The sequence below is a fragment of the Catenovulum sp. 2E275 genome (genome assembly GCF_025515275.1).
In the GTDB taxonomy this organism is placed as follows: Bacteria; Pseudomonadota; Gammaproteobacteria; order Enterobacterales; family Alteromonadaceae; genus Catenovulum.
Map to the genome: position 1 here is coordinate 88,110 of NZ_JAOPFU010000004.1, position 23,812 is coordinate 111,921.

The following is a 23,812-nucleotide window of genomic DNA, read 5'->3' on the forward strand; positions in this document are numbered from 1 at the left end:
TTTATGCTTTGTAAGCTGCTAAACAGTTAATTTTTTCCAAATGTTGCTAATTTTCGTTTGGATAACGCTTCAATTGTAAGAGCCCTAATATTGTCAAAATTTGGCTTTCTTTTCGGGAATGAAGTTTCGAAATTAAAAATATGATTCTGAGATGATAACTGATCAATCCAGAAAAACTCGTCGTCGATCAATACACCAAAGTTAGCAGGAGAATTACCTTTGAGCGTCGCCGAGTGAAAAAAATATTGTTTTGCTCTATTAGTTAGTGCTAATGGGCTGCCTAAACAAGCGTAATTATAATCAATGCCCAAAAGATCAAAAAATGTTGGAAATAAATCAAAGTGACAAGAATGCTCAATATTCTTATCAGTTAATTTAGGGTGCGTCATCATAAACGGGACTTGAATCTGTTCTTTCACAACGGAGTTACTATGGAAACTGTACCCGTACTCTCCAAATGACTCACCATGATCACCGGTAAATACAATTAATGTGTTGGATAAATCAATCTTTTCCCCAAACTCGGTTAAAAATCGTTCGAGGATGGAATCAACTTCTTCTATTGCATTAAGATAAACTGACTTATTTGAATTGCCCTTATGGCGATTAAATTGCTCTTTCTTAACGACTTTATAGGGCATATGGGTTTGATCATTTATGATGTGTAAAAAAAACGGGCTATTGTCTATTTCTTGTACTAATGGCTCAATCATATTCAATAACCGATAATCGGCCATTTCCTTGTCACCAATCAAATCATCGGTTCCCCAAACTTTGTCAAATCCGATACGCTTCAGTAGCTTCCGATAGTCATACAGATTAGTATCTGCGGAGTCTAAAAAAAAGGTTTTGTAACCAGCATTTTTTAAAGTGTTGATATGCTCTGGAGAATCCCCCTCAAATATTGAATCTTCCCGATTATATGGGTTGTTGGAATATGCCCCAGTGTAAATTTGATTAGTAGACACTGTTGTATTGGGGCATAAACAAAAGTGGGATTTTGAAAACCATCGATTTTGACGAAACCTTTTTGACAACATTGACGGTACAGCGTCGCTGTATGGTTCGATGTAGGTTCCTAGAGATTCTAATGTAATTAAAATGATATTTGCACCTTGAAGTGAAGCAAATTCATTTGTCTTTATCTGTTTGATTTTTTCTGCATTTATGAAACTTTTCAATTCATCATTTAAATTTACATTGTCTTGCGGTTTATAAACAAGTGTATTTTTCCGAAATAAATTTATAACACTCAAGGGAGAAGAAAAGAAGGCCGTTTTAGCAGAAGTATATTTTTTAAACAAATTCATCACTAAGATAAACACCACAACACTTAAAAATATGGCATTACTAAATTTTCCATTGGGTTGGTAAATATAAACCAGTATATTGATTAAACCCAAAACAAGTAAAAGCAATTTCGACACATTTCGCTTAGTTAGAATTAAAGTCACAATTGAAGCAAAGATGAGTAGCGCAAATCCTACCGGAGACAAAAAGTACATAGGGAATATTGCAGGTAAAAACAAAGCTGGAGGAAATTGTTTGAAGACATCAACTAAGTGCGGAATACCTTTAATCAACCCCTTACTTCCAGTAAAAAACCAAAAAATAGATTGGGTATTAATTTCTATTTTATATTGCACAAATAACGCTGCATCTAACCACAATACAAATAAGTAAACAGATATAAGCGTAATTAAAATACTATTACCAATTCTTAGTTGTAGCATAAGTACTACGGGCAAGGTAAGTATAAAAATTACTGTTACATCTCTCAAACTCAAAAATGAAACTAATGCCCCTCTTAGCGATCTAAAAGACTTGATCATCTGAAAGCAAAACAAAAGATTTAGAAATAACAAACAAAAATCAGGAGTAATTTGTTCAAAATAATTCATCAAAGAATGCTCTGCCATTTATTCCTAAATAGATAAAAAAGATTTTATTAAATCAATACCATCCCAAACGGGATTAAATTCTAATGCTTTGCCTAACGGCGCAATCCGCTTAAACATACCAGACTCTTTGTTTAATTTTGCACCCACGTTGCCAAATAGACTGATAGTTTGCAGTTTTTCAGCAAAAGGTAATTCGTTGTCAGCCTGGATGTCCATTTCAAATACAAGGCCATTTCCAGTATGTTGGGCCAACATTTGCGCAGTCAAAGTTTTGACTTTTGCTCTGCCTAACTGGCCAATACTTTGTATTTTGGCAAAAGAAGCAATTTTGTTGCCAGAATTATCATTTAATTCAATTGCTTGAGCTGCCGCTAGCTTTTGCAGCAAAATATGCTGCTCAACCTTATTGCTCAGCCCTAGCTGATGCTCTTTATTTTTAAGTTGCTCTTTAATTGTTTGCCAAAATGCGTGCTGAATATTATCAGGTGTATTTAGCCAATAAATCGCTTTAGGAGAAGAACAGGCTTGCTGATTAAAAGGTAAAATATCGGTTAAAAATGCCTGAGCAACCGCCTGAATATCATCCTTATCCGTTAATTGTATGACCGCGATTGAAAATCGGTCTGGAAAACAGATTTGTCTGGTGCCTGGGGCAATTTTTGAAACTGCCTCAATCGCATTATCGCCACCCCAAACCACTCGTAAATCTGCCCAAACACTAAACTGTTCGGTGACCGTTTCTTGCAGTGAGGAATATTGGGTAATCGCAATTTTATCTTTAATGGGTTTGGCAACCGGCATCGCAAGATAGTGTTTCAGTAGTTCTACCAATACCCAGGTGACATCACCACTACGTTCGCTCACTCTGACAATATTCTGATTGCCCGTCAAAACAGATAACAGCACCGAATATAAAAAAACGGTATCCACATTAGCAGGCGCGATATGAAATACTTTATTAGCGTTAGTTGGTTGCGTATCTGTGATTTGATGTTTGCCAGATTCTGCCAGCTTGGTTAAATGAGATGCTCTGAACCAGAACGCAAGCGCGATAATTTCAGGGTACTGGCGAAGTTCTGCTTGTTTTAAAATAAAATCTGAAAAACCCGATACTGCTTTTAGCAGATCAGCATGCCACGGCGCATATACAACCGCCTCAGAGCTCGCAGGCCTGATATGCCATTTGACTTGTTCTGCAAATTTAAGCGAATGTGTCACTGCAGCCTCTCACCTGTGCTTTGGGTACTCGTCCGTGCACTGTAAAGTATTTACCTAAACGGCCACACTGACAATCATCTTCTCCAACTATCCTGCCTAAATCTTCGGTTAAAATGCAGTGCCCCGGATAGCTGGTCGCGAGCACAGAATTAACCTGAATTAAACCAATATCCCCCTGCTTGACTAAAGTTAGATCCTGAGGGTTTCTAATTAATACATCAGACCAAACCGGCGTGTGCAAATATCCGTGTTCGCATTGCATATATATAGTACCTGTCTGTTCTACCATACCGTAATAATCGTGCACCGAGACATTGCCCAACTGCATTTTAATTTGCTCGCGGAACAATTCATCTGACACAGCTTGCTCCTGCATTTTTTTCCAGCCGCCACCATGAATTAAAATAGCGTTATCAAGACTCAATTGAATATTTTTTGCTTTTAAAGCTTGAATGAACTGCTGCCACACAATAAAGGTAAAACCAAATATCAGTACAGGCTCATGCTTAAACTGTTCAGCAAACTCAGTTACTTTCTCAACATCCAGCTGCATATTGTCGTCCAGAGCGTAACAATGATTTCTGCCAAAAAATGATAGCCCCTGTAAACCTGCAGCTCGCGCTGACATGCCACCGCCAATTTTAATTGTGCTTGCTGAATCAATCAGCAACATGGGTCGTCTTTGTTTGCCCAGCCAGGCTTGTAAAATTTTAACCAGTATTTGACTTTGTCTTTTAGCCGAGTTGGCATCCAGTACAATTTTAGAGGCTTGCCCGCTTGTACCAGAAGATCGCATTTGTCTGAAAACATTTTGCGATTCAATACTACTTAATTCAAAGTCTTTAAATAATCTAGCGGCAAGTGGAATCAAATCTTGAGCCGTTTTTTGTTCAAATTCGAATCCGGAGCAGTCTATCAATCGTTTATAATGAGCTGAGTGCTGGTAATGATAACGACTTAAGTCGAGTAAAGTTTGATTGAGAAAAGCCTGCTTTTCTGCTTTTTTTAAGCCGTAAACCGGTAGAGTCAAAATATCGCTCTGATACTCAAACATTGACAGCATCCTGATTCAGACATTGACGATTAATCTCAGGGTAATCGCATTTTCCATTCGATAACCTTGGAATAACGGTAATCTGCTTTAATTGAACATACTTTTGATGAATAGCCAATAGTCCTGCAATCTCATTAACCAGTTTATCTTGCTGCTCATCGTCCAGTAAATCAGTTACAACCAGTAGCAAACGATCATCCTGCCCCACCACGCTATATGCAGTTTGAATTTGATTTTCAGTCAGCAAAGACGCAAAAATTTGCTCAACCTCATCAAGACTGATTCGTTTGCCGGTAATTTTGATAAATCGTTTTAAACGACCGGTAATATAAAAATCACCTTCTTGGTCAAATTTAGCTAAATCCCCCGTTGCCAACCAGTCGATTGCCTCTATATTCGCCAAATCAGCTCGATTTTCAGCAAGTCCTAAACAAACATTATCACCGCTATAATACAGCTCACCTATCGTTTGCGCTTGCACAATCTCTCGGCCAGCTTCATCGCACAGTTTAAGTTTACCACCCTGTATTGCCTGACCGATTGACTGCATTTTTTCAGCCAGTATTTCTGGTTTTAAATAGGCAATGCGTGCCGTGGCTTCGGTTTGCCCGTACATTATAAATAATGGTTTATGCAGTTCAGCACACCAGCTATGCATTAACTCAGTAATCTTCAGCGGCATTTTGCCACCAGCCTGAGCAAAATAACTAAAAGAATCCAGCGGTAAACGTTTTAACCCTAACTGTGTGAGCAACTGATAGCTGAATGGCACACCATAAAACCCCTGAGGCCGATACGTTTTTATCAATTCCCAAAATGGCTTTTGCATCAGGCTAAAATTATTCAAGACGATATTGGCACCTTGCTGTAAATGCGTGTGCAATACAGATAATCCAAAACTATAGTGCATAGGCAAAGTGCAAACTTGCGTATCGTCAGGTTTAACCGGTAAATAAGCTAGAATTGACTCACAGTTGGCGGCCAGATTTTTTAAACTGAGTTTAACCAGTTTAGGGCTGGCAGTTGATCCACTGGTTGATAATAAAAGGTTTATGTCGGCATGGATTGCTATATCACTTTGATAGCCAGTCTTTATAAATTGGGGTAATTGCTTATCTGATTCTGTAGTAGCCAAATCAAATAAAAATTCAACCTGATATTGATTTAGCAAAGTCTGTTTTTGTTCAGCATTAAGATTTGGATCAAGTAATAGAATACATTGCCCACTTCTCAGCAAGGCCAGATAAGTAATCAGCGCGGCTAAACTATTATTTGCCTTAACTGCATATAAAAATTTCCCTTCAGGGAAAGTATGAATCAGGTCTTCAATCTTTTGATTCAGTTCGAAATAACTGAGTTTAGTTTGCGACTCTGCATCAAATATAAATCCCTGCTTTATGGCAAGGTTATTATCACAGAAACCTTGCATTAATGAGTCCCATTGGTCAGTGTCAATCCACCATCAACCGCAAAATTCTGACCGGTAATATAGCTCGCAGCATCGGACGTCAGAAACAGAATAAGCTGTGCAACATCATCGGCTTTACCCAAACGTTTTAAACAGGTTTGTTCGGCAATTTGTTGTTTTTTATCCTGACTGTAGTGTTCAACTAAGGCCGTTTCAATAAATCCGGGTTCAACCAAATTTACCCTGATTTGCTGTGTGCCTAATTCTTTAGCCAAGCTTTTTGTTAAACCATGTAACCCTGATTTAGCACAGGCATATACACTTTGCCCTGCGCTGCCTTGCATAGCAACAACAGATGAGATAAAAATCATGCTGCCGCCATGTGTATTACGCACCATAAAACGACTGGCAAACTGGGCTAATAAAATACTCGAGGTTAAATGCTGTTGCAGTTGTAGCTGAATATCTTCAATTTTGCTGGTCATCAAACTGCTTTCATATAAAGTGCCCGCGCAGTTAACCAGTATATCCAGTCCGGCAAGCTGTTTTTGTACCTGCATAAATGCTGGCTTGAAGTCGTCAACCTGATTGACATCCAATATCGCGGTTTCCACTTTAACGGCAAACTCATCCTCTAACTGAGATTTAAGTTCACTCAGTTTGGTTGAATCTCGTCCGGTCAACATTAAACTGGCACCTTGTGCTGCGTAAAGTCTTGCGCAAGCTTTGCCTATGCCGCCGGTTGCCCCTGTGATAAAAACGCGTTTAGCCATAAATATAAAGTTAACTCAGTTTGTTATATTCAGTTTAGTCAAACTGCCTTCATTTTGCTTGGCAGGCCTAAAATTCAAGCTCGTATTTGGCTAGTATTTCTTTTGCTTTAGCAAAAGAGCTCATGTCGATGATATCGTCAGTATCCAGCATAATTTCAAACTGAGATTCTATTTCTGCAATGAGTACCATGTGGGCGGTCGAATCCCATTTAGCATGTTCGCTATATGCTAATGAATCTGTAACTTCAGAGTCTTCTATACCTAAAGCGGTTACAAAGGCTGTTTTCAATTGTTCTAATTTCGCCACTTTATCCTCTACTTAACCAAGTTTTTAATTGTTTAGTTGCATTGTTATAGTTATCGGCCGTCAGTTTGATTTCTGTAAAGTCTTCATCAAGTGGAGAAAACTGATAACCTAATTGCTGATTATATTTAATCGCCGCCTGATTTGTTAACCTGACTTTACTCGCTAAGTGATTGATGCCAAGATCGTTAAAGGCATAATCGTTAATCGCTAGTGACGGCGCAAACGCGAGAATATTATTTTTATATTTAGCCTCGGCAATATATAGACCCACTTCGGCTGAGTCAGCCTGATATAAATACGCTTGCCTTGTTCTGATATTAATTGAACCAATCGCTAAATCTTTATAATAAATAACAAAATGCTGCTGATTTAGCGCATGTTTAACTGATTCGTACCAAATTTGATGGGAAGACATTGAAATAAGCTGTTGATTAACCATTTGTTCGCGAATTTCGGGCTGATTACGCCACTGCTGCAACAGAGCATAATTGTTGTCGTCAATCTGTTTCAGCACTATTGAATAAGCTCGGATGTCAATTTTTAGGTCAGTCATAATTCTTAATTTTGTATTAACGCCTCAACCAGATTGTCTGCGCCCGCACGGCTGCTATTCGTCATAATTTCCTGCATTTGATACCTTACTTTATCCTGCATCATTTGCTTAACCGCATCGTTTAACTGCAATGCATCAAATTTTTGTCTGAAATCTAATACTTCAGCCCAACCCTGTAGTTGTGCGGCCTGACTGTTGCGCCATTGATTATCAAAAGAGACTAATAAAATGGCTGGCGTTTGCATTGCATACAACTCAAACTGAGTACCACCCGCAGCACTTATAACAAACTCCGCTTCGGCAAACAGTTTAGCTATATTATCAGCTTGATAAATATAACAAAAATTATTTGGTAAATGTTCTATTTGTTTGATTAAACTCTGCGCATGTTTAAAACCACTACCAATTAATACGGTGACTGGGGTATTTAAGTTAAGGCTTGCTAATACAGTTAAACAGTGTTCAGTATAATTGAGCGGATCACTTCCTCCCATGGTAACCACAATGCCGCGCTTTTGTGTAAACGCAAGCTGGGGTTGCTCAACAAACTCTTGCCTTAATAACCGATATTGCTCACCTGCAAAAACAGTTGCGTTTGGTGCTAATATTTTATAATCCGGGGTTGAATCTGCCATGCAGGTTGGGTTAATAATGACATCGGCACAGGTTAATGCACCCTCAATTTCTCCGCCATTGTCATCCATTATCGCAAGTTGTATTTGATGAATTTTTAATATGCTTTTTAAAAGTTGGCGATAATTTAAAGTGAAATGATAGCCATCTAAAATCAAATACTGAATCTGGTAATCCCGATTAAGCTTTTGTATAAGCGTGGTAAGTTCGTCTTCCTGATTCTGCTCTGTGTAATTGAGTTCGTTATTATGATGGTAAGCAAGGCTGTAAAACGGAAAATTAAACGCTTTTAAGGTATTAATTAAATTTTCAGTAACCGTATCTAATAAAAAAACAGCCGAAATTTTTGCTCTTTGACAAGCTTGAGCAAATGCAATGCATCGCATTAAGTGCCCCATGCCAATGTTATTACCGGCATCCACTCTTATAATAACGGCCTGCTCTAAATGTGGCTTCATTAATCAAACAAAGTTTCTGTTAACGCTGTGCCCGCCTGAATATCTTGATTTGCGGTTTTACCCAGCACTCGAGACCAGTGTTTTGGGGTAAGACCAATTGCCGGGCGAACAATTTTCAAATTATCACTGTTCAATATTTCCCCAGCTTTAATATCTTTGCAAACAAAAATTGAGCGACGATAATATTTAGATTTTTCTTCCGCAGCACTGCCGCCATAAGTTATTTTACCCAAGGCTTTATGAGCTAATTCAGCATTTTCAACCAAAGCTTTAAATTCACTGGGTTCAAGTGAAAACGCAGCGTCAACACCACCTGCATTTCGGTCTAATACAAAATGTTTTTCAATCACACAGGCACCCAATGCAACAGATGCAACGGCAACGCCAATACCTTGAGTATGATCAGACAAACCAACCAAACAACCAAATTTTAGCTGCATGTCTTTAATTGTAATTAAATTAGTATTTTCTGCGCTGGCAGGGTAAGTGCTAGTGCATTTTAAAATAATAATGTCGTGACAACCGGCAGCTTTAGCTGTGTTAATGGCTTCAATAATTTCAGTTTCAGTTGCCATACCGGTAGACATAATAAGAGGTTTACCTGTACTAGCGGCTTTTTTGATTAAAGGCAAGTCAGTTAATTCAAACGAAGCTACTTTGTAACAAGGTACATCTAAACTTTCTAAAAAATCGACAGCGGTTTCATCAAAAGGAGAGCTAAACGCAATTAAACCCAGCGCTTTAGCATAGGCGAATAAATCTTTATGCCACTCGTATGGAGTTGCTGCGTGTTGGTAAAGCTCGTGCAAATGGCGGCCATACCACAAAGAGTCCGGTTCCATAATTCTAAAATTATCAGAGTCAATATTCAGGGTCATTGAATCAGCAGTGTAGGTTTGCAGCTTAATCGCATCGACCCCTGCATCAGCAGCTGCTTTGATCATAGCTTTCGCTAACGCAAAGTCTTGACTATGGTTACCGGATAGCTCCGCAATAACAAATGGTTTGGTCTGTTCGCTAATTAAGCGTCCGGCAATAGTGATTTGTTTGTCCAACATAATAATCAATTAACTGTCAATTGAGTCTAATAATTCAGTAATTTGTTCAGCCAGCACTTGAGGCTTAATACAAACACATAGCAGTTCAGAGTGTTGTCCTTGTAAAGCTTGCAAACAAGCGGTACAAGTTGGAGTTGGCTCAGTCACAAAATCCGGCATAAGCACTGCTGGATCTGAATCCCCAGTGATCAGTAAGGTTTGACAATGAGCCGCTTTAGCCAGCCAATAAAACTCAGCCGGCGGGCTAACCAGTAAATCAGTTGCAGTTAGTTTTTCTAACTGGCGTTTAATTGGCTGTTCAGATAAAGCTTCAGACCACACAACATAACCTTTGGCTTGCAGCATGGTTTTTAATTCATTGAGATAAGGATAATTAGGCAGAGCATTGGATGTTAAAGCGATTACTTTTTGTTTTGCTGACGCTGCTTTTTTTGAGATTAAATCAGCATCGGCTGCTACTTGAATTTGCATATCAAACTCAAGCCGGTCAAACCCACAACAATTAGCCAAATAATATTCTGGGTAACCATTTTCCGGCACAAAGCTGGATTCCCACCAACGACTAAACCACCGGCTCATTAAAGCAAAAGTCGAGTCCATATAATGCGCTGGTGCGCTAACATATTCAGGTAGCAGGGTTTGCGCCTGAAAAGCTTCAATCAGTTCCTGCACCGACTGATTCATATAATTACCCATGACTCGCTCACCAGCATCTTTTAAAAATCGAGTTAAAAAACAAGCCATAAAGCTAGTATCCAGATTAATAATCTGGTCGTACCCTTCCCCAACGATTTGCTCTGCAAACCCTAAAAACGATTCCATTGCAGGTAATAAATTATCTGGCCAATCGGTTTTGTCCAGTTTGATTACATTGACACTCGGTTCGGCAAGCTCAATGATTTCTCCTCCTTGAGCAAAAGTCATAAAACTAATTTGTGCTTCAGGATACTGCTTTTTAAAATAACGCAGCGCAGGCACGCCAATTGACGCAACATCAGAGACATTTAATAAACGAATAATTAATATTTTTAATCTACTACTAGCTGTATTCATAGTCGTCCTAGGTTTTTAACCTGTTTTTGTAATGAGCTTATATAGTATTTCGGCCGTCTGCCAGTCTTCTAAAGTATCAATGTCCTGAACTAGGTATCTGGGCAGAAAAATTGGAAGGCTGTGTGGTGAAAATATACCCTTTGGAGATAAATAATCATTTGTGCGCCCCCAATAAAACTGGCCAGCATCATGAAAAGCTTCAGTTAAATCTTGTGAGCGACTGCCAATGTGTTCTGGGTACATAGGCGTTACACCATCGCCATCATGCTTAAGCGCTCTTTGCACAGGAAATGGAAAACTACAAACTGAAAAGGCAAATGCTTTATCTAACTGTTGTTGAAGTTGTTTTAGAGCGCCAGCCAGATAGTCAGCTTGTAAAAGCGGTGCAGTTGCATAAATGCAGCAGGTAAACTCAATTTGAAATCCTTTATCCAGATAATATTGAATGGCGTGATTAGTAACCGCTCTGGTGCCTGTGTAGTCATCCGATAGCTCTGCTGGGCGAATAAAAGGTACTTCAGCGCCATATTTAGTCGCGACCTCTGCGATTTCATCACTATCGGTAGAAACCATGATTTTATCAAAGCAATTGGATTCTATCGCTGTTTCAATACTGTGCGCAATAAGCGGTTTTCCGGCAAAAGATTTGATATTTTTTTTAGGAATGCGTTTACTACCGCCACGAGCCGGAATAATAGCTAAGTTCATAACAAAATTTGTTCCAAAGCAGTAATCACTTTATCCTGCTCTTCAAACGTCATTTGTGGATATAAAGGCAAAGTTAAAGTGCGAGAGTAATAAAATTCAGCATGAGGAAAATCCCCTTTTTTAAATCCAAGCTTTTGATAATAGGGTTGAAAATGGACGGGGATATAATGAACATTCACACCAATACCAGCCTGCTGTAATTTCTGATAAGCAAGTTTTCGGTCAAAGCCTTCAAACTCAATTGAGAATAAGTGCCAAGCACTGGTATTTAAATTGGCTTGGTCCGGTAAAACGAGTGGTAAATGGGCGAGCTTTGCGAAATATCGTTTTGCTAAAGTTCGTCTTTTCTGGATGAATTCATTTAATTTTTTGAGTTGTGAAATACCTAAAGCAGCATTTAAATCACTCATTCTGTAATTAAATCCAAGTTCAATTTGCTGATACGCCCATGGACCATCTAACTCGCCTTGAATCAACTCAGCGTCTTTAGTCACACCATGTTTAGCATACAGTGCGGCTTGTTTCATTAAACTTGCATTATTAGAAACGATTGCCCCACCTTCGGCTGTCGTCATAGATTTAACCGGATGAAAACTATACACGGTTAAATCTGAGTGCACACAACTCCCAATTTTTTGATTTAAATAATCACCACCTAATGCATGGCAGGCATCTTCAATAATAGCAATATTATATGATCGGCAGATTTGGCTAATTTGCTGCATATCACAACTTGCGCCAGCAAAATGCACACAAATAATCGCTTTGGGTAGCTGGTTATTTTTTTCTGCAATTTTTAATTTTTCTAATAATGCATTTGGGTTTAAATTTCGGCTCTGCGGATCTATATCAACAAAATCAACATCTGCACCACAAAAGCGAATACTGTTTGCTGAAGCAACAAAGGTAATAGGGGTTGTCCAAACAATATCGCCTTTACCAATACCTAAAACTAAACAGGCAACATGAAGTGCAGAAGTGGCACTGTTAACAACAAGCGCATAATCTGAACCAGAGTATTCAGCTAATGCTCGTTCAAATTGTGGGACTTGCTGGCCTTGAGTTAAAAACTGATTTTGCAATACATCAACAACGGCTTCAATATCCTGATTATCTATATGATGTTTACCATAAGGTATCATAAAACGCTTTTATCCAGCTCTTTTAGCTCTTCAACCGTTAAAAAGTGAGGATTAGTACCCGAATGATATTCAAATTGCTCAGCCACTAATTTACCTTTTTCTGCCAATTTATTTTTAGAGTAGTCTAGTTCACGCTCAAAAAATTTGATCGCTGGAGATATGACATAATGATCGTCAAATTCATAGGTTTGATGAGAAACTTCTTCTGGAACCATAACTTCATGCAGCTTTTCACCCGGTCGAATGCCTATAAGTTCATAATCTTTAGAGCCGCTCATAGCTTCAACTAAATCTAAAATACGAACCGAAGGTATTTTAGGAACAAAAATTTCTCCACCTTGCATACGTTCAAAGTTTTTAACAACAAACTCTACACCTTGTTCTAGTCTTAACCAAAACCGGGTCATTTCTGCATGTGTCACCGGAAGCTTTTGACAACCTTCTCTTAATAAATTCCGATAATAAGGTACAACTGAGCCACGTGAACCAACTACATTGCCATAACGAACAACCGCAAAACGAGTGCCTTTTGCCCCTGCTATATTATTTCCAGCAACAAATAATTTATCAGAAGCCAATTTAGTTGCACCATATAAGTTAACAGGGTTTGCAGCTTTATCAGTAGACAAAGCAATCACTTTATTAACATTGGCTTCTATCGCTGCTTCAATCACATTTTGCGCGCCCATAATATTGGTTTTAATACATTCCATTGGGTTGTATTCAGCAGCAGGCACTTGCTTTAACGCTGCAGCATGGATAACAAAATCAACACCGCGCATTGCGGTTAATAATCTGTCTTTATCTCGTACATTACCGATAAAATAGCGCATAGACTTATCAGTAAAGGTCTGCTGCATTTCAAATTGCTTAAGCTCATCACGGGAAAAAACAATCAATTTTTTAGGTTGGTAGTGGGTTAATACATATCTTATAAAGCACTGGCCGAAAGAGCCTGTACCGCCAGTAATTAAAATTGATTTATTGTTAAACACATCTTAACCCTACATGATTTATTCTTATACTTGGCTTGATTGTAATAGATAATTTAAATATTGCATCAACCAATCTCTAATTCTTTAATTTTTCAATTGTTTTTATGCAAAAATCACTTGTAATGCTTAATAGCTTTCTGACTTTTTTTTAAATTCACTAACTCTTTTTCAGTATTATTAAATAGTTTCTGGCATTGTTGAACCAAATAACGATTCACAATCAGTTCTTGTTCTATAAATTGCTTTTGAATATCAACTTGTCCATTCAACTTTTTTAACTCATCCGATATAAGTTCATCTCTTTTATCTATAAGTTTTAATAAAGTTGAAGAATCGATTTCAGTTTGCTTTAGAATAGAAGAGACCTGAGCATTTAATTGCCTTAATAGCTCAGGCGTTAAATCATGATCAAGCGCAATAGAGTTAAACTGCTGCATTTTGTTGACGTTGAGTTTCGTAAGCTTGCTGTTTAGCATCTTCCGGTATTTGAGACCAAGCTGTTTTAATCGGGAGCATTAAACCAATCACTTCATCAATAATACTTGTATTATTTTGAATATGGGCATCCGTTAATCGATTTATCATATACTCATATAAAGCATACAAATTATCAGCAACCTGATTATCTTCCTGGTTAAAATCCAGCGTATCTCTTAAATTAACTAAAATAGCTGATGCTCTGGATAAATGTTCCGATTTTGCTTCAAACTCTTTACGCTCCATCGCACCTTTAGCATAAGCCATTCTATCTAAGGCCCCTTGCATAAGCATAAGCGTTAACTGATGCGGGTCTGCTTGCGCAATTTGTTGTTTTAAATTGCCTTTTTTATAAGCATTGATACCGCGATTATACATATTAAAACCTCACAAATTTGTTATGCGTAACCTAAAGCTGCCATTAATGAGCTTTGTGTTCTTTGTAGCTTAGAAACTGTTAAATCAAGATTAATATACTTGTTACGCAATAATGTTTCATAATCTGCCATTTGTAGCTCAAAACGTTCGCGCTCATCGGATAACAAATCTTTTTCATCTTTCTTAGCACTCTCTCTTGTTCGTAAAAGACCACCATAGGTAGTGTATTCATGAACAAAATCATACATTTTATTAGCTATCCCTTCATCATCGTCAGAGAATAAAGCCGCAATTTGATCATAATTATCATCTAGAGCATCATCGAGTAAATCTTCACCACTGCCAAAACCAAAATCATCGGTTGAAGAAATTTGTAGTTTACCATCATCATCAAATGAAACGCCTATCTGAAATAGGGTACTTAGCGAAGAAGTACTAACTGAGCCACTCACGATTGAGCTTAATCCAGTTTGAATACTCCGAGCCATATAATCGCCAGCCAAAGGACCATCTTCTTCTAATTCAGATGTACCATATTTAGTTAGAGTAGCAATTTCATCCATTATAGAATTGTAGTTATCAACAAAATCTGTAATTTTGTTTTTTAGGCCATCTTTATCATAACCAATTTCGAGTTTCGAGGTTTTAAACTCGCCTAGAGCATCTTTTTCACTCACTTCTTCTGCTTCAAATGAAACATTTTCAATCACATTCTCAAATTCATTTGTCTGACTTTCAACCGCTATCCCATCAATATTAGCGATTGCATTTTTAGCTGCGGTTACATCCATGCCAGCAGTAGACACTTTATCTAATTCAGCATTATTATTAGTAACAACTAAGTCATTACCCTCACCAGTTTTATCTGAAGTAAACACTAACTTCGCACCTTCAGCTGTACCTGTATCTATAATGCTGGCTTTAATACCATATTCTTCACCAGCAGAATTAACTGCAGCACGTAATTGCGCTACCGTCATACCAGCTGTGACATTGATATCAAATGTATCTGAACCTGCGGTAAAAGTCATAGTGCCGGCAGTTGAACTTACTGCGGAAGAAGATGAGGTAAACCCGGCGCCATTAGTTTGTAAACGACTACCACTAGCTAGTTGCTCAATTGCAATTCTATATTCGCCTTTTACAGCACTATTTGAAGCTTCAGCCGTGAAAGGACCAGTTGATGATTCATCATCTGAGCTGATATTTGGGTGAGTGACTAATGCTTTACGACCTTGTAAATCATAACTGCTTCGCAATTCACGAACAGCCTCTTTAAACTCGTCTAACTTAGATTTTAATTTTCCAATGGCAGAAATTTCGCTTTCAAGTGTTTCTTCTCTTGTATCTAAGCGTGCTTGTTTAGGGGCTCTTTCGGCTTCAAGTAACTGTGTAACTAAGCCACTTAAATCTAAACCTGAACCAACACCAATAGATGAAACACTCATAATGACCTCGTACTAATTTACACTTGCCGATTAACTAAAACTCCTATCGCTTCTCCAGCATCAGTTTGAAGCTCTTTAATCCGCTGTGCCAATTTTAAAACATCTTCAGATGGGATTTGTCTAATAACATCACCTGAATCTGAATCGGTTACTTTGATGATAGAACGATTACTATCTTCATCAAAAGAAAAATTTAATTGTCGATTTTGTAATTGAATAAAATCCGTTACCTGAGATAACGCATTTTCAATTTGAGCAAAACCTTCTTCGGTTGTAATACTAAGTATATCGGCTGTATCTGTTGTAACTTTAGTATTTGAAACTAATTTTTGCTCCGATACACTACCTTTGGTATTACTTTCGTCACGCCCATTATCAACATTTTGGGTTGATGTATTTACTACACCAGAAGCTAAAGATAGTTTATCATCTGAGTGTGTCGAATTAGCTAAAGAACTCTGTTCACTCTCTAACTTTGTTTTGTTAGTAGTATTCTGCCCGTTAACTAAATTAGCAAAATAACCACTTATTTGTGAAGCTTGGATTTCCATAAAACCTCCCACAAATCAGTTACGGCTTATACTTTAAACAAATTAACTGGCTGAGACAATTATACCCAACCAGTTAATTTTAATCAGCCATACCAATTCGTACAACTTATCTAACTCAAAATTAACCTAAAAGCGATAAAGCACTTTGAGGTCTTTGGTTAGCCTGGCTTAATACAGAGATACTAGCTTGTTGTACAATTTGATTACGAGTTAGTTCAGCAGTTTCACTTGCGAAGTCTGTATCACGAATCTGCGAACGAGCTGAAGATACATTTTCAACTACATTACTTAAATTACGAATAGTTGACTGAAAGCGATTTTGAAGCGCACCTAAATCAGCTCGAGCAGCCCCAATTGTAGATATAGCGCTATCAATTGACGCTAAAGCGCCTGATGCACCTGTCGCAGTAGAAATATCAACAGAGCCTAAGCTCAAACCTGATGCGCCATAACCACCAGCTTGATCTAAGGAAATTGTAATATTCTGACCACCGTTTGCTCCAACTAAGAAAGAAGATGAATAATCACCTTTTAATAAGTCAACACCAGCAAATTGGGTATTTTGACCAATTCTGCTAATCTCTTGTTTAAGAGCAGATACTTCTTTTTGAAGTGCTGTACGGTCAGCAGAACTGTTAATACCATTTTGAGATTGAACAGCTAACTGACGAATACGTTGCAATGACGTTGTAATTTCTTGCATCGCACCTTCTGCTGTTTGCACAACAGAGATACCGTCGTTTGCATTTCTTACCGCTTGGTTTAAACCCTGAATTTGAGTTGTCATACGATCTGAGATTTGCATACCAGCTGCATCATCAGCAGCTCGGTTAATACGAAAACCAGATGATAAACGCTCAAAAGATGTATTCAATTGGGTGCCAGAATTCATTAATTGGCGTTGTGCGTTTAATGATGAAACATTAGTGTTTACAAACATACCAGACATATATATACCTCCTGAGAGCTGCTTCAGGTTCCCTCAAACCTAAACAAAACAGCTCGCCTATAAAATAAACTCGGAACGAGTCGCCTCTAACTGTGGTAGACAATTTGTCATGAGCCCCTCAACCCAAAAACAAATTACTTTTCCCCTCGTATAACTATATCGACTGATACTTGAGAAACTTTAGTAATTTTTTTTATTATTTTTTGAATCAATTCAAAATAAACGTAAACATCTGTTTTAATTTAAATTAATCTATTAAAAACATTAATCACCCTGCATCTATTTAAATTTTTTAAGACGTAAATTAAAAAATAATTTAAAATAACATCACTTATTAGCAATTAAGAGAAATGGTATGGAAGATATATTTAAAGGTGTCATGGCTTTTAAAAAGCATGGCTTTGAAGAACGTAAACAATTATTCAAAGAATTAGCCAACAGCCAAAACCCTGATGTTTTATTTATTACTTGTTCAGATTCTCGCATCGATCCTAACCTCTTAACCAATACTAATCCGGGTGATTTATTTATCTGTCGTAATGCGGGTAATATTGTACCTCCACACAGTAATGAAACCGGTGGTATGACAGCCTCTATTGAGTTTGCGGTTGCTGTATTAGGTGTTAAACATATTATTGTATGTGGTCATAGTGATTGTGGTGCTTTAAAAGGCGCACTCAACCCTGAAGCATTAAAAGATTTACCGCATGTAAAAGAGTGGATTGGTCATTGCCGTAGTGCAGCTGATATTGTTAAAGCCAAACATGGCTGCTTAGGGACTGAGCAACTAGATGAAGTTATTGAAGAAAATGTTGTTATGCAAATGCACCATTTACGAACTCATCCGGCTGTTGCTACTAAACTAGCATTAAACCAAGTTCAACTACATGGCTGGGTTTACAACATTAAAAAAGGCACAGTTAACGCTTATAGTGAAGCCAATAAAGGCTTTATTAGTGTTGAAGACGCTTATAAAGAGTGGTCTTCTCAAGAAAGTTAAAACTGCTAGTATTAGTTTATACCCAAGCGTTAATCCACTTGGGTATAAATTTTTAAATGATTAATCCTCATCCTGCGGAATATACTCAGTGCCCCAGCCGTCATACTGAATTTTATATTGCTGAGCAATTTTTTCCATTTGTGCACTTTGACGATTAATTTCTTCTAAATCTAATCCTGATTCGATAATTGCATCAAATGCAAAAATATCAGCACCATCATCTGTTTCAAACTCTTCTGCATCTGTCACTTCATAATTTAATTTAAAAACGGCAACAGCCGCTTTCTCTAACATATCAAAGTTAGTCGATGAAAAATGATGTTCTATTTCATACACAGCATCAGGATCACTGCCATCTTCTAATAAAGACTCAATAACAAAAGCAGTAAAGGCTTGAGGATCATCTTGGTATTCCATTATTTTTGCCCTTTTGTTTGGTTAATCTGTTCAACTTCGTCATCTAACTGACTAATTTTTTCCAGCATAATAGCGTGAAAATATTCGCAAGTTTGTTTTAAGTTAGCTTTTTGTTCATCTGTTAAATGATACGCAGGTAAGCTTTCAATAATAATCGTACCATTAGACCAGCGGTTTAGTTTAATTTTATCATGCGTGGTACTCATACACACAGGTACAATTGGAACATTTGCAGCTTGTGCAAGCTGAAAAGCCCCTCGTTTAAACGGTAATAAACCTCGTCCGTATGAGCGAGTACCTTCTGGAAACATCCAAATAGAGGTATTGCGTTTATTTAACGCATTTGCTGATATTTTTAAGGCCGCCATCGCTTTTTTGCGGTTTTCTCTGTCAATTAAAATATTCCCACTTAACCAATATATCTGACCAAAAAATGGGATCCACTTTAAGCTTTTTTTACCTATGGTTACTGTGTTGGGTAAAACCCCACGACACAAAGTAAAAATATCGTAACTGTTTTGATGGTTAGCAATAAATACAGCTGGCACATTTACTTTGGCTTCTGGGTGATGTCTGACAATCAAACGACACCCCAAAATCCAAGATGCTCTACTATACAAATGCCCTAGCCAATAAACATTGTTACGATGAAATGGCCTGATTAAACAAAAAAGAATGCCCAATAAACTGGCAACAATAACAAATAAGCCAATTAAGATAAGTCGAATTACTGCTAACAAGGTGGATTTTCCTGTCTAAGGTTTAAAATACTACTCCATAAGGGAGACGAAAATTAAAAAAGCCCAGTTGCGCTGGGCTTTTATCAATAAAAACTCAATAAATCTGGTTGAACTATTCGTTTTCGGCCAAAGGTTGCTCTATATCAGAAGTACCTTCAACATAAAGTTCATCAACTCGCTGCAAACCACGAGGTAGTTTATTGCCACGACGACCACGCTCACCTTTGTAATGAGACCAATCGTCCGGTTTTAGCGTCATTTTACGTTTACCAGCCACTAAAACCAATGATTCAGCTTCACCAACAACGGCTAAATGACGAACAAATTCCTCACGATTTCTGGCTCTTTCGCTACTAATGCTAATCATTTTATTACCCTTGCCTTTACCCAACACAGGCAATTCAGCTAATGGGAAAACCAGCATTCGTCCTTCATTTGAAATGGCCACAACCAACTGATTTTCTGGTTGGCTAACCACTACGGGCTGAAGCACTTTAGCATTTACAGGTAAAGTTAATACCGCTTTACCATTTTTGTTTTTACTAATTAAATCAGCATACTGAGTCACAAAACCATAACCAGCATCCGATGCAATTAAAAATTTCTGCTCAGGGTTAGCCAATAAAGCATGTTCAACTCTTTCACCTGCGGCAATCGTAAAACGACCAGATAAAGGCTCACCCTGACTTCTGGCTGACGGCAGGGTATGTGTTTCGGTTGAAAAAGCCCTGCCACTAGAATCAATAAAAACAGAAGCCTGATTTGAACGCCCTTTAGCTTGAGATAAAAAGCTATCACCTGCTTTATAGCTTAATCCTTGCACATCAACGTCATGTCCTTTTGCACAGCGTGCCCAGCCTTTTTCTGACACCACTAAAGTAACAGATTCACTTGGTACTAAATCTTTTTCACTTAATGCTTTCGACTCTTTACGCTCAACAATCGGAGAGCGCCTGTCGTCACCATATTTTTGTGCATCTTCAGTTAATTCTTTTTTAACCAGTTTTTTAAGTTCATCTTCTGAACCTAAAACAGACTCAAGCCACTGCCTTTCGGCTTCTAGCTCATCTTGTTCTGAGCGTATTTTAATTTCTTCTAATTTAGCTAATTGTCTTAATTTTAACTCTAAAATCGCTTCAGCTTGCTTATCTGTTAGCTGAAAACGATCAATTAACGCTTGTTTAGGATGCTCTTCGGTTCGAATGATATGAATCACTTCATCTATATTTAAGAAAGCAACTAATAAACCTTCTAAAATATGTAAACGCGCTAGCACTTTATCCAAACGGTAATTAAGCCGCTTGGTGACTGTGTCTAACCTAAAACTTAACCATTCAGTTAAAATATTAGCTAGGCTTTTAACCTGCGGGCGGCCATTTAAGCCGAGCATATTTAAATTAACACGGTAGCTTTTTTCTAAATCGGTTGTTGCAAATAAATGCGCCATTAAAACATCGGTATCAACCCGGTTTGAACGCGGAACAACAACTAATCGAACAGGGTTTTCATGATCTGATTCATCCCGTAAATCAGCGACCATAGGCAATTTTTTAGCCTGCATTTGCGCAGCAATCTGCTCTAACACTTTACCGCTAGAAGCCTGATGTGGCAGCGCATTAATGACTATTTCACCCTGTTCAAGTTCGTACACGGCGCGCATTTTAATTGAACCACGCCCAGTTTGATAAATTTTTCTGATTTCATCTGACGGGGTGATAATCTCAGCTTCGGTCGGAAAATCCGGCGCTGGTACAAACGACATTAATTTTTCAATGCCTGCGTTTGGATGATCAAGTAAATATTTTGCAGCCGAAACCACTTCTCTAACATTATGTGGCGGAATATCTGTTGCCATACCAACAGCAATACCGGTTACCCCGTTTAATAATATATGCGGCAACCGTGCAGGTAAATTAACTGGCTCTTTTAAAGTACCATCAAAGTTAGGCCCCCACTCAACTGTGCCTTGCCCTAACTCAGCTAATAAAACTTCAGAAAACTTAGATAAACGGGCTTCGGTATAACGCATCGCCGCAAAAGACTTAGGATCGTCCGGTGCACCCCAGTTACCTTGTCCGTCAACTAAAGGATAACGATAGGAAAACGGTTGGGCCATTAAAACCATAGCTTCATAGCAAGCTGAGTCGCCATGAGGGTGGAATTTACCTAAGACATCACCCACGGTTCGAGCTGATTTTTTATATTTAGCAGCAGCAGACAAACCTAATTCAGACATAGCATAAACAATGCGTCGTTGAACGGGTTTTAAACCATCTGATATATGCGGTAATGCCCTGTCCATGATGACATACATGGAATAGTTTAAATAAGCATCTTCAGTAAATTTTCTCAGCGCGATCTGTTCAACGCCGTCGGTATTAATAAGTATTTCTGACATAATTTTATAGAGTTATTAGCCTGTCAAAATTGGGAATTTATAACTGCCAATGTACATCATAGTTTAAACTAAACAAACTAAAACTTTGTTGAAGCGCTTTAACCGGCCTGATTTAATTTAATTTGTTTAAATAAATTATAGAAATTTTCTGTGGTCGCTTGCGCTAAAGTTGATAGTGGCACACCTTTTAAATCTGCAACAAATTGAGCAACTTCATGCACATAAGCAGGTTGATTTTGCTTTCCACGATACGGTTTTGGAGCAAGCCAAGGCGAATCAGTTTCAATTAAAAGCCTATCTAAAGGCAAAGCTCTTACCACCTCGCGTAGCTCAGTTGCATTACCAAATGTGACAATCCCAGATATAGAAACATAAAAATTTAAATCCATCGCTGCTTTTGCCATATCTAAAGATTCAGTAAAACAGTGCAGCACACCGCCACATTTATCCGCAGACTCTTGCGTTAAAATATCAATTGTATCTTTGCGTGCATCTCTGGTGTGGATAATTAAAGGTTTATTTAGTTCAACGGCAACCTGACAATGCTGACGAAAAGCCTGTTTTTGCCAAGGTTTGGTTTCCTCACTGTAAAAATAGTCCAGCCCAGTTTCACCAATTGCAACGACTTTATCTTGTTTAGCTAACTTTAATAGTTCATCTTGGGCAAACATATCTTCTTTATGCAGTGGGTGAACACCGCAAGATACAGAAACATCAGGATATTTATCAACCACCTCAGCCATTGCTTTAAAATCATTTAAAGTCACACAAACACATAAAAAATGTTCTATTTTTTTAGCTCGGGCTTTTTCAATAACAACATCTAAAGAACCGCCCAGTTCTTCCAGTTTTAACCTATCTAAATGGCAGTGTGAATCTACTAACAAATTTAACTCCGGAGGTTTTCTTTTAAAGTGTGTGGGTTGGCTCTGTCGATCCTAGCAATGTCCCCAGCTGAGTTTCAATCCGTTGTTTTAAATTATGTTGATCATCAACAAAAGCGACCCCAATTCCTGGCGGGGTATTATTATGGGATGCTGTAGAATTAATCCAGACCACTTTACCTGCTATAAATGTATACTGCTGCTCTTCTGGTAATAGTACTTTTAGGGTGACTGTCTGCCCTATCTCATATTCATCATTTGTAGCTACAAACAAGCCACCTTCCTTCATAAATGACATATATGCTTTATATAATAAATTTTTTTTACTAAATTCAAGTGTGAACTCTTCCATAATCACCCCAAAAACAGTTTAACTTTTAAGTTTATCCAGCATATTAAAACACAGGCTTTGAAAAACAATTTTTTTATTCACGCCAGACTGCAACATTTGCATTTTAGCTTGAACAATTAAAGCTAACAAATCACTGATAACCAGCCTTTTAATTGCTTGTTGATTATTTTGTACCTGAGTTTCCAGCTTAGCTCCTAACCAGCTTAATACAGCTTGATTCAGCCAATCTAATTGTTGTAAATAATAATTTTCATCAAAGGTTTGGCTAAATTCAAAAGCAGACGTTTTACCTGTGATTAATAATTTAAATTGTGCCAAAAAAGCAGCTTGCTGAGTTAAATAATCGCCTTGAGCATATTCGAGCGCGACTAAAGGCGCGCCATTCACTTTAGCAAAAATCTGGCTAAAAGCATCAATATCAACAGCTTGATTTTCTAACCACTGGCTCAAATCCGCTAGTTTAGGCGGTTTTAAAACATATTGTTGGCAACGGCTAATAATAGTGGCTAATAAACGATTAGCTGCACTTGTTGTTAAAATTAAATATTTATTATTACCCGGCTCTTCTAATGTTTTTAATAAAGCATTTGCCGAAGCTTCAGTCATTTTATCGCAATCAGGGATATAAAAAACTAAAGCGCCGCCCAGTTGTGACTTTTGCTGTGCACGATTAACAACTTGGCGAATCAAATCCACCCCAATACTTTTAGCATCTGCGTCTTCAGCAATAAAAAAGTCTGGATGAGCTTGAGTTTCCAGCAATAAACAAGACTTACACTGACCACACGGTAAACCTGTTTTCTTCTCGCACAATAAACCTGCGGCTAATTCAAGCGCAAAAGTACGTTTACCCATACCTTTAGCCCCACAAATTAATAAGGCATGGTGTAATTTATTTTGCTGATATTGAGCAGCTAATAAATCAATTAATGGATTAAGCCAAGGATATTGCACAAT

At 37.9% G+C, this 23,812-nt stretch carries 25 protein-coding genes; 1 reads left to right on the plus strand and 24 read right to left on the minus strand.

Annotation, left to right across the window (positions count from 1 at the left end):
• Positions 1-26: 26 nt before the first annotated feature.
• The 18 genes from N7931_RS03785 to N7931_RS03870 form a co-directional block, all read right to left on the minus strand.
• Positions 27-1,919, minus strand: coding sequence for a sulfatase-like hydrolase/transferase (locus N7931_RS03785; RefSeq protein ID WP_262792034.1), 1,893 nt, complete (start codon positions 1,917-1,919; stop codon positions 27-29).
• A gap of 6 nt (positions 1,920-1,925) precedes the next feature.
• Entirely contained in the window at positions 1,926-3,119 is a 1,194-nt protein-coding gene (locus N7931_RS03790) for an acyl-CoA reductase (protein WP_262792035.1), read from the minus strand.
• Positions 3,103-4,173, minus strand: a complete 1,071-nt coding sequence (locus N7931_RS03795; RefSeq protein ID WP_262792037.1) for an acyl-protein synthetase — start codon at positions 4,171-4,173, stop codon at positions 3,103-3,105. The genes N7931_RS03790 and N7931_RS03795 overlap by 17 nt, the downstream gene beginning before the upstream one ends.
• On the minus strand, positions 4,166-5,602 hold the full coding sequence (locus N7931_RS03800) for an AMP-binding protein (RefSeq protein WP_262792039.1): 1,437 nt from the start codon (positions 5,600-5,602) through the stop codon (positions 4,166-4,168). The genes N7931_RS03795 and N7931_RS03800 overlap by 8 nt, the downstream gene beginning before the upstream one ends.
• The gene (locus N7931_RS03805) at positions 5,602-6,354 is read right to left on the minus strand and encodes an SDR family NAD(P)-dependent oxidoreductase (RefSeq protein ID WP_262792040.1); all 753 of its coding nucleotides are present in this window, start codon (positions 6,352-6,354) and stop codon (positions 5,602-5,604) included. Before N7931_RS03805 ends, N7931_RS03800 begins: the two co-directional genes overlap by 1 nt.
• Positions 6,355-6,421: 67 nt before the next feature.
• On the minus strand, positions 6,422-6,661 hold the full coding sequence (locus N7931_RS03810) for an acyl carrier protein (RefSeq protein WP_262792042.1): 240 nt from the start codon (positions 6,659-6,661) through the stop codon (positions 6,422-6,424).
• Position 6,662: 1 nt separating this feature from the next.
• Positions 6,663-7,175, minus strand: a complete 513-nt coding sequence (locus tag N7931_RS03815) for a GNAT family N-acetyltransferase (protein ID WP_262792043.1) — start codon at positions 7,173-7,175, stop codon at positions 6,663-6,665.
• 44 nt (positions 7,176-7,219) lie between these two features.
• Positions 7,220-8,305 carry a UDP-2,4-diacetamido-2,4,6-trideoxy-beta-L-altropyranose hydrolase gene (gene pseG / locus N7931_RS03820; RefSeq protein ID WP_262792045.1) on the minus strand — a complete coding sequence of 362 codons (1,086 nt, stop codon included), beginning with the start codon at positions 8,303-8,305 and terminating at the stop codon, positions 7,220-7,222.
• The gene (pseI, locus tag N7931_RS03825; protein ID WP_262792047.1) at positions 8,305-9,363 is read right to left on the minus strand and encodes a pseudaminic acid synthase; all 1,059 of its coding nucleotides are present in this window, start codon (positions 9,361-9,363) and stop codon (positions 8,305-8,307) included. The genes pseG and pseI overlap by 1 nt, the downstream gene beginning before the upstream one ends.
• 9 nt (positions 9,364-9,372) lie before the next feature.
• Positions 9,373-10,416, minus strand: coding sequence for a glycosyltransferase family 9 protein (locus N7931_RS03830; protein ID WP_262792049.1), 1,044 nt, complete (start codon positions 10,414-10,416; stop codon positions 9,373-9,375).
• Between the two features lie 15 nt (positions 10,417-10,431).
• Positions 10,432-11,124, minus strand: coding sequence for a pseudaminic acid cytidylyltransferase (gene pseF, locus N7931_RS03835; protein WP_262792051.1), 693 nt, complete (start codon positions 11,122-11,124; stop codon positions 10,432-10,434).
• Positions 11,121-12,266, minus strand: coding sequence for a UDP-4-amino-4,6-dideoxy-N-acetyl-beta-L-altrosamine transaminase (gene pseC, locus N7931_RS03840; protein WP_262792052.1), 1,146 nt, complete (start codon positions 12,264-12,266; stop codon positions 11,121-11,123). The genes pseF and pseC overlap by 4 nt, the downstream gene beginning before the upstream one ends.
• Positions 12,263-13,261 (minus strand): UDP-N-acetylglucosamine 4,6-dehydratase (inverting), encoded by a 999-nt coding sequence (gene pseB, locus N7931_RS03845; RefSeq protein WP_262792053.1) that lies wholly within the window; start codon positions 13,259-13,261, stop codon positions 12,263-12,265. The genes pseC and pseB overlap by 4 nt, the downstream gene beginning before the upstream one ends.
• Positions 13,262-13,374: 113 nt before the next feature.
• On the minus strand, positions 13,375-13,698 hold the full coding sequence (locus N7931_RS03850) for a hypothetical protein (protein ID WP_262792054.1): 324 nt from the start codon (positions 13,696-13,698) through the stop codon (positions 13,375-13,377).
• Positions 13,685-14,116, minus strand: a complete 432-nt coding sequence (gene fliS, locus N7931_RS03855; protein ID WP_262792055.1) for a flagellar export chaperone FliS — start codon at positions 14,114-14,116, stop codon at positions 13,685-13,687. The genes N7931_RS03850 and fliS overlap by 14 nt, the downstream gene beginning before the upstream one ends.
• A gap of 20 nt (positions 14,117-14,136) precedes the next feature.
• Positions 14,137-15,564 (minus strand): flagellar filament capping protein FliD, encoded by a 1,428-nt coding sequence (gene fliD, locus N7931_RS03860; protein ID WP_262792057.1) that lies wholly within the window; start codon positions 15,562-15,564, stop codon positions 14,137-14,139.
• A 17-nt stretch (positions 15,565-15,581) separates the two neighbouring features.
• The gene (locus N7931_RS03865; RefSeq protein ID WP_262792058.1) at positions 15,582-16,115 is read right to left on the minus strand and encodes a flagellar protein FlaG; all 534 of its coding nucleotides are present in this window, start codon (positions 16,113-16,115) and stop codon (positions 15,582-15,584) included.
• Between the two features lie 121 nt (positions 16,116-16,236).
• On the minus strand, positions 16,237-17,064 hold the full coding sequence (locus tag N7931_RS03870; RefSeq protein WP_262792060.1) for a flagellin: 828 nt from the start codon (positions 17,062-17,064) through the stop codon (positions 16,237-16,239).
• Between the two features lie 355 nt (positions 17,065-17,419).
• On the opposite strand from N7931_RS03870, the gene N7931_RS03875 reads away from it, so the two are divergent.
• On the plus strand, positions 17,420-18,064 hold the full coding sequence (locus N7931_RS03875) for a carbonic anhydrase (protein ID WP_262792061.1): 645 nt from the start codon (positions 17,420-17,422) through the stop codon (positions 18,062-18,064).
• A 60-nt stretch (positions 18,065-18,124) separates the two neighbouring features.
• On the opposite strand, the gene rraB is transcribed toward N7931_RS03875, so the two are convergent.
• The 6 genes from rraB to holB all read right to left on the minus strand — a co-directional run bounded on the left by rraB (position 18,125) and on the right by holB (position 23,809).
• Positions 18,125-18,481 carry a ribonuclease E inhibitor RraB gene (gene rraB, locus N7931_RS03880; RefSeq protein WP_262792063.1) on the minus strand — a complete coding sequence of 119 codons (357 nt, stop codon included), beginning with the start codon at positions 18,479-18,481 and terminating at the stop codon, positions 18,125-18,127.
• Positions 18,481-19,221: a 1-acylglycerol-3-phosphate O-acyltransferase gene (locus N7931_RS03885; RefSeq protein ID WP_262792064.1), complete on the minus strand. Its 741-nt coding sequence runs from the start codon at positions 19,219-19,221 to the stop codon at positions 18,481-18,483. The genes rraB and N7931_RS03885 overlap by 1 nt, the downstream gene beginning before the upstream one ends.
• A gap of 112 nt (positions 19,222-19,333) precedes the next feature.
• The gene (gene parC / locus N7931_RS03890; RefSeq protein ID WP_262792066.1) at positions 19,334-21,619 is read right to left on the minus strand and encodes a DNA topoisomerase IV subunit A; all 2,286 of its coding nucleotides are present in this window, start codon (positions 21,617-21,619) and stop codon (positions 19,334-19,336) included.
• A 98-nt stretch (positions 21,620-21,717) separates the two neighbouring features.
• On the minus strand, positions 21,718-22,506 hold the full coding sequence (locus N7931_RS03895; RefSeq protein ID WP_262792068.1) for a TatD family hydrolase: 789 nt from the start codon (positions 22,504-22,506) through the stop codon (positions 21,718-21,720).
• Between the two features lie 22 nt (positions 22,507-22,528).
• Complete coding sequence (locus tag N7931_RS03900; protein ID WP_262792070.1) at positions 22,529-22,855, minus strand: PilZ domain-containing protein; 327 nt, start codon at positions 22,853-22,855, stop codon at positions 22,529-22,531.
• A gap of 18 nt (positions 22,856-22,873) precedes the next feature.
• Positions 22,874-23,809: a DNA polymerase III subunit delta' gene (gene holB, locus N7931_RS03905; protein ID WP_262792072.1), complete on the minus strand. Its 936-nt coding sequence runs from the start codon at positions 23,807-23,809 to the stop codon at positions 22,874-22,876.
• Positions 23,810-23,812 lie beyond the last annotated feature (3 nt).

Bases quoted from the DNA above. Each gene is read 5' to 3' on its own strand.
- N7931_RS03785 (WP_262792034.1), bottom strand. From the start codon at position 1,919: ATGGCAGAGCATTCTTTGATGAATTATTTTGAACAAATTACTCCTGAT.
- N7931_RS03795 (WP_262792037.1), bottom strand. From the start codon at position 4,173: ATGTTTGAGTATCAGAGCGATATTTTGACTCTACCGGTTTACGGCTTA.
- N7931_RS03800 (WP_262792039.1), bottom strand. From the start codon at position 5,602: ATGCAAGGTTTCTGTGATAATAACCTTGCCATAAAGCAGGGATTTATA.
- N7931_RS03805 (WP_262792040.1), bottom strand. From the start codon at position 6,354: ATGGCTAAACGCGTTTTTATCACAGGGGCAACCGGCGGCATAGGCAAA.
- pseG (WP_262792045.1), bottom strand. From the start codon at position 8,305: ATGAAGCCACATTTAGAGCAGGCCGTTATTATAAGAGTGGATGCCGGT.
- pseI (WP_262792047.1), bottom strand. From the start codon at position 9,363: ATGTTGGACAAACAAATCACTATTGCCGGACGCTTAATTAGCGAACAG.
- N7931_RS03830 (WP_262792049.1), bottom strand. From the start codon at position 10,416: ATGAATACAGCTAGTAGTAGATTAAAAATATTAATTATTCGTTTATTA.
- pseF (WP_262792051.1), bottom strand. From the start codon at position 11,124: ATGAACTTAGCTATTATTCCGGCTCGTGGCGGTAGTAAACGCATTCCT.
- pseC (WP_262792052.1), bottom strand. From the start codon at position 12,266: ATGATACCTTATGGTAAACATCATATAGATAATCAGGATATTGAAGCC.
- N7931_RS03850 (WP_262792054.1), bottom strand. From the start codon at position 13,698: ATGCAGCAGTTTAACTCTATTGCGCTTGATCATGATTTAACGCCTGAG.
- fliS (WP_262792055.1), bottom strand. From the start codon at position 14,116: ATGTATAATCGCGGTATCAATGCTTATAAAAAAGGCAATTTAAAACAA.
- fliD (WP_262792057.1), bottom strand. From the start codon at position 15,564: ATGAGTGTTTCATCTATTGGTGTTGGTTCAGGTTTAGATTTAAGTGGC.
- N7931_RS03865 (WP_262792058.1), bottom strand. From the start codon at position 16,115: ATGGAAATCCAAGCTTCACAAATAAGTGGTTATTTTGCTAATTTAGTT.
- N7931_RS03870 (WP_262792060.1), bottom strand. From the start codon at position 17,064: ATGTCTGGTATGTTTGTAAACACTAATGTTTCATCATTAAACGCACAA.
- N7931_RS03875 (WP_262792061.1), top strand. From the start codon at position 17,420: ATGGAAGATATATTTAAAGGTGTCATGGCTTTTAAAAAGCATGGCTTT.
- rraB (WP_262792063.1), bottom strand. From the start codon at position 18,481: ATGGAATACCAAGATGATCCTCAAGCCTTTACTGCTTTTGTTATTGAG.
- parC (WP_262792066.1), bottom strand. From the start codon at position 21,619: ATGTCAGAAATACTTATTAATACCGACGGCGTTGAACAGATCGCGCTG.
- N7931_RS03900 (WP_262792070.1), bottom strand. From the start codon at position 22,855: ATGGAAGAGTTCACACTTGAATTTAGTAAAAAAAATTTATTATATAAA.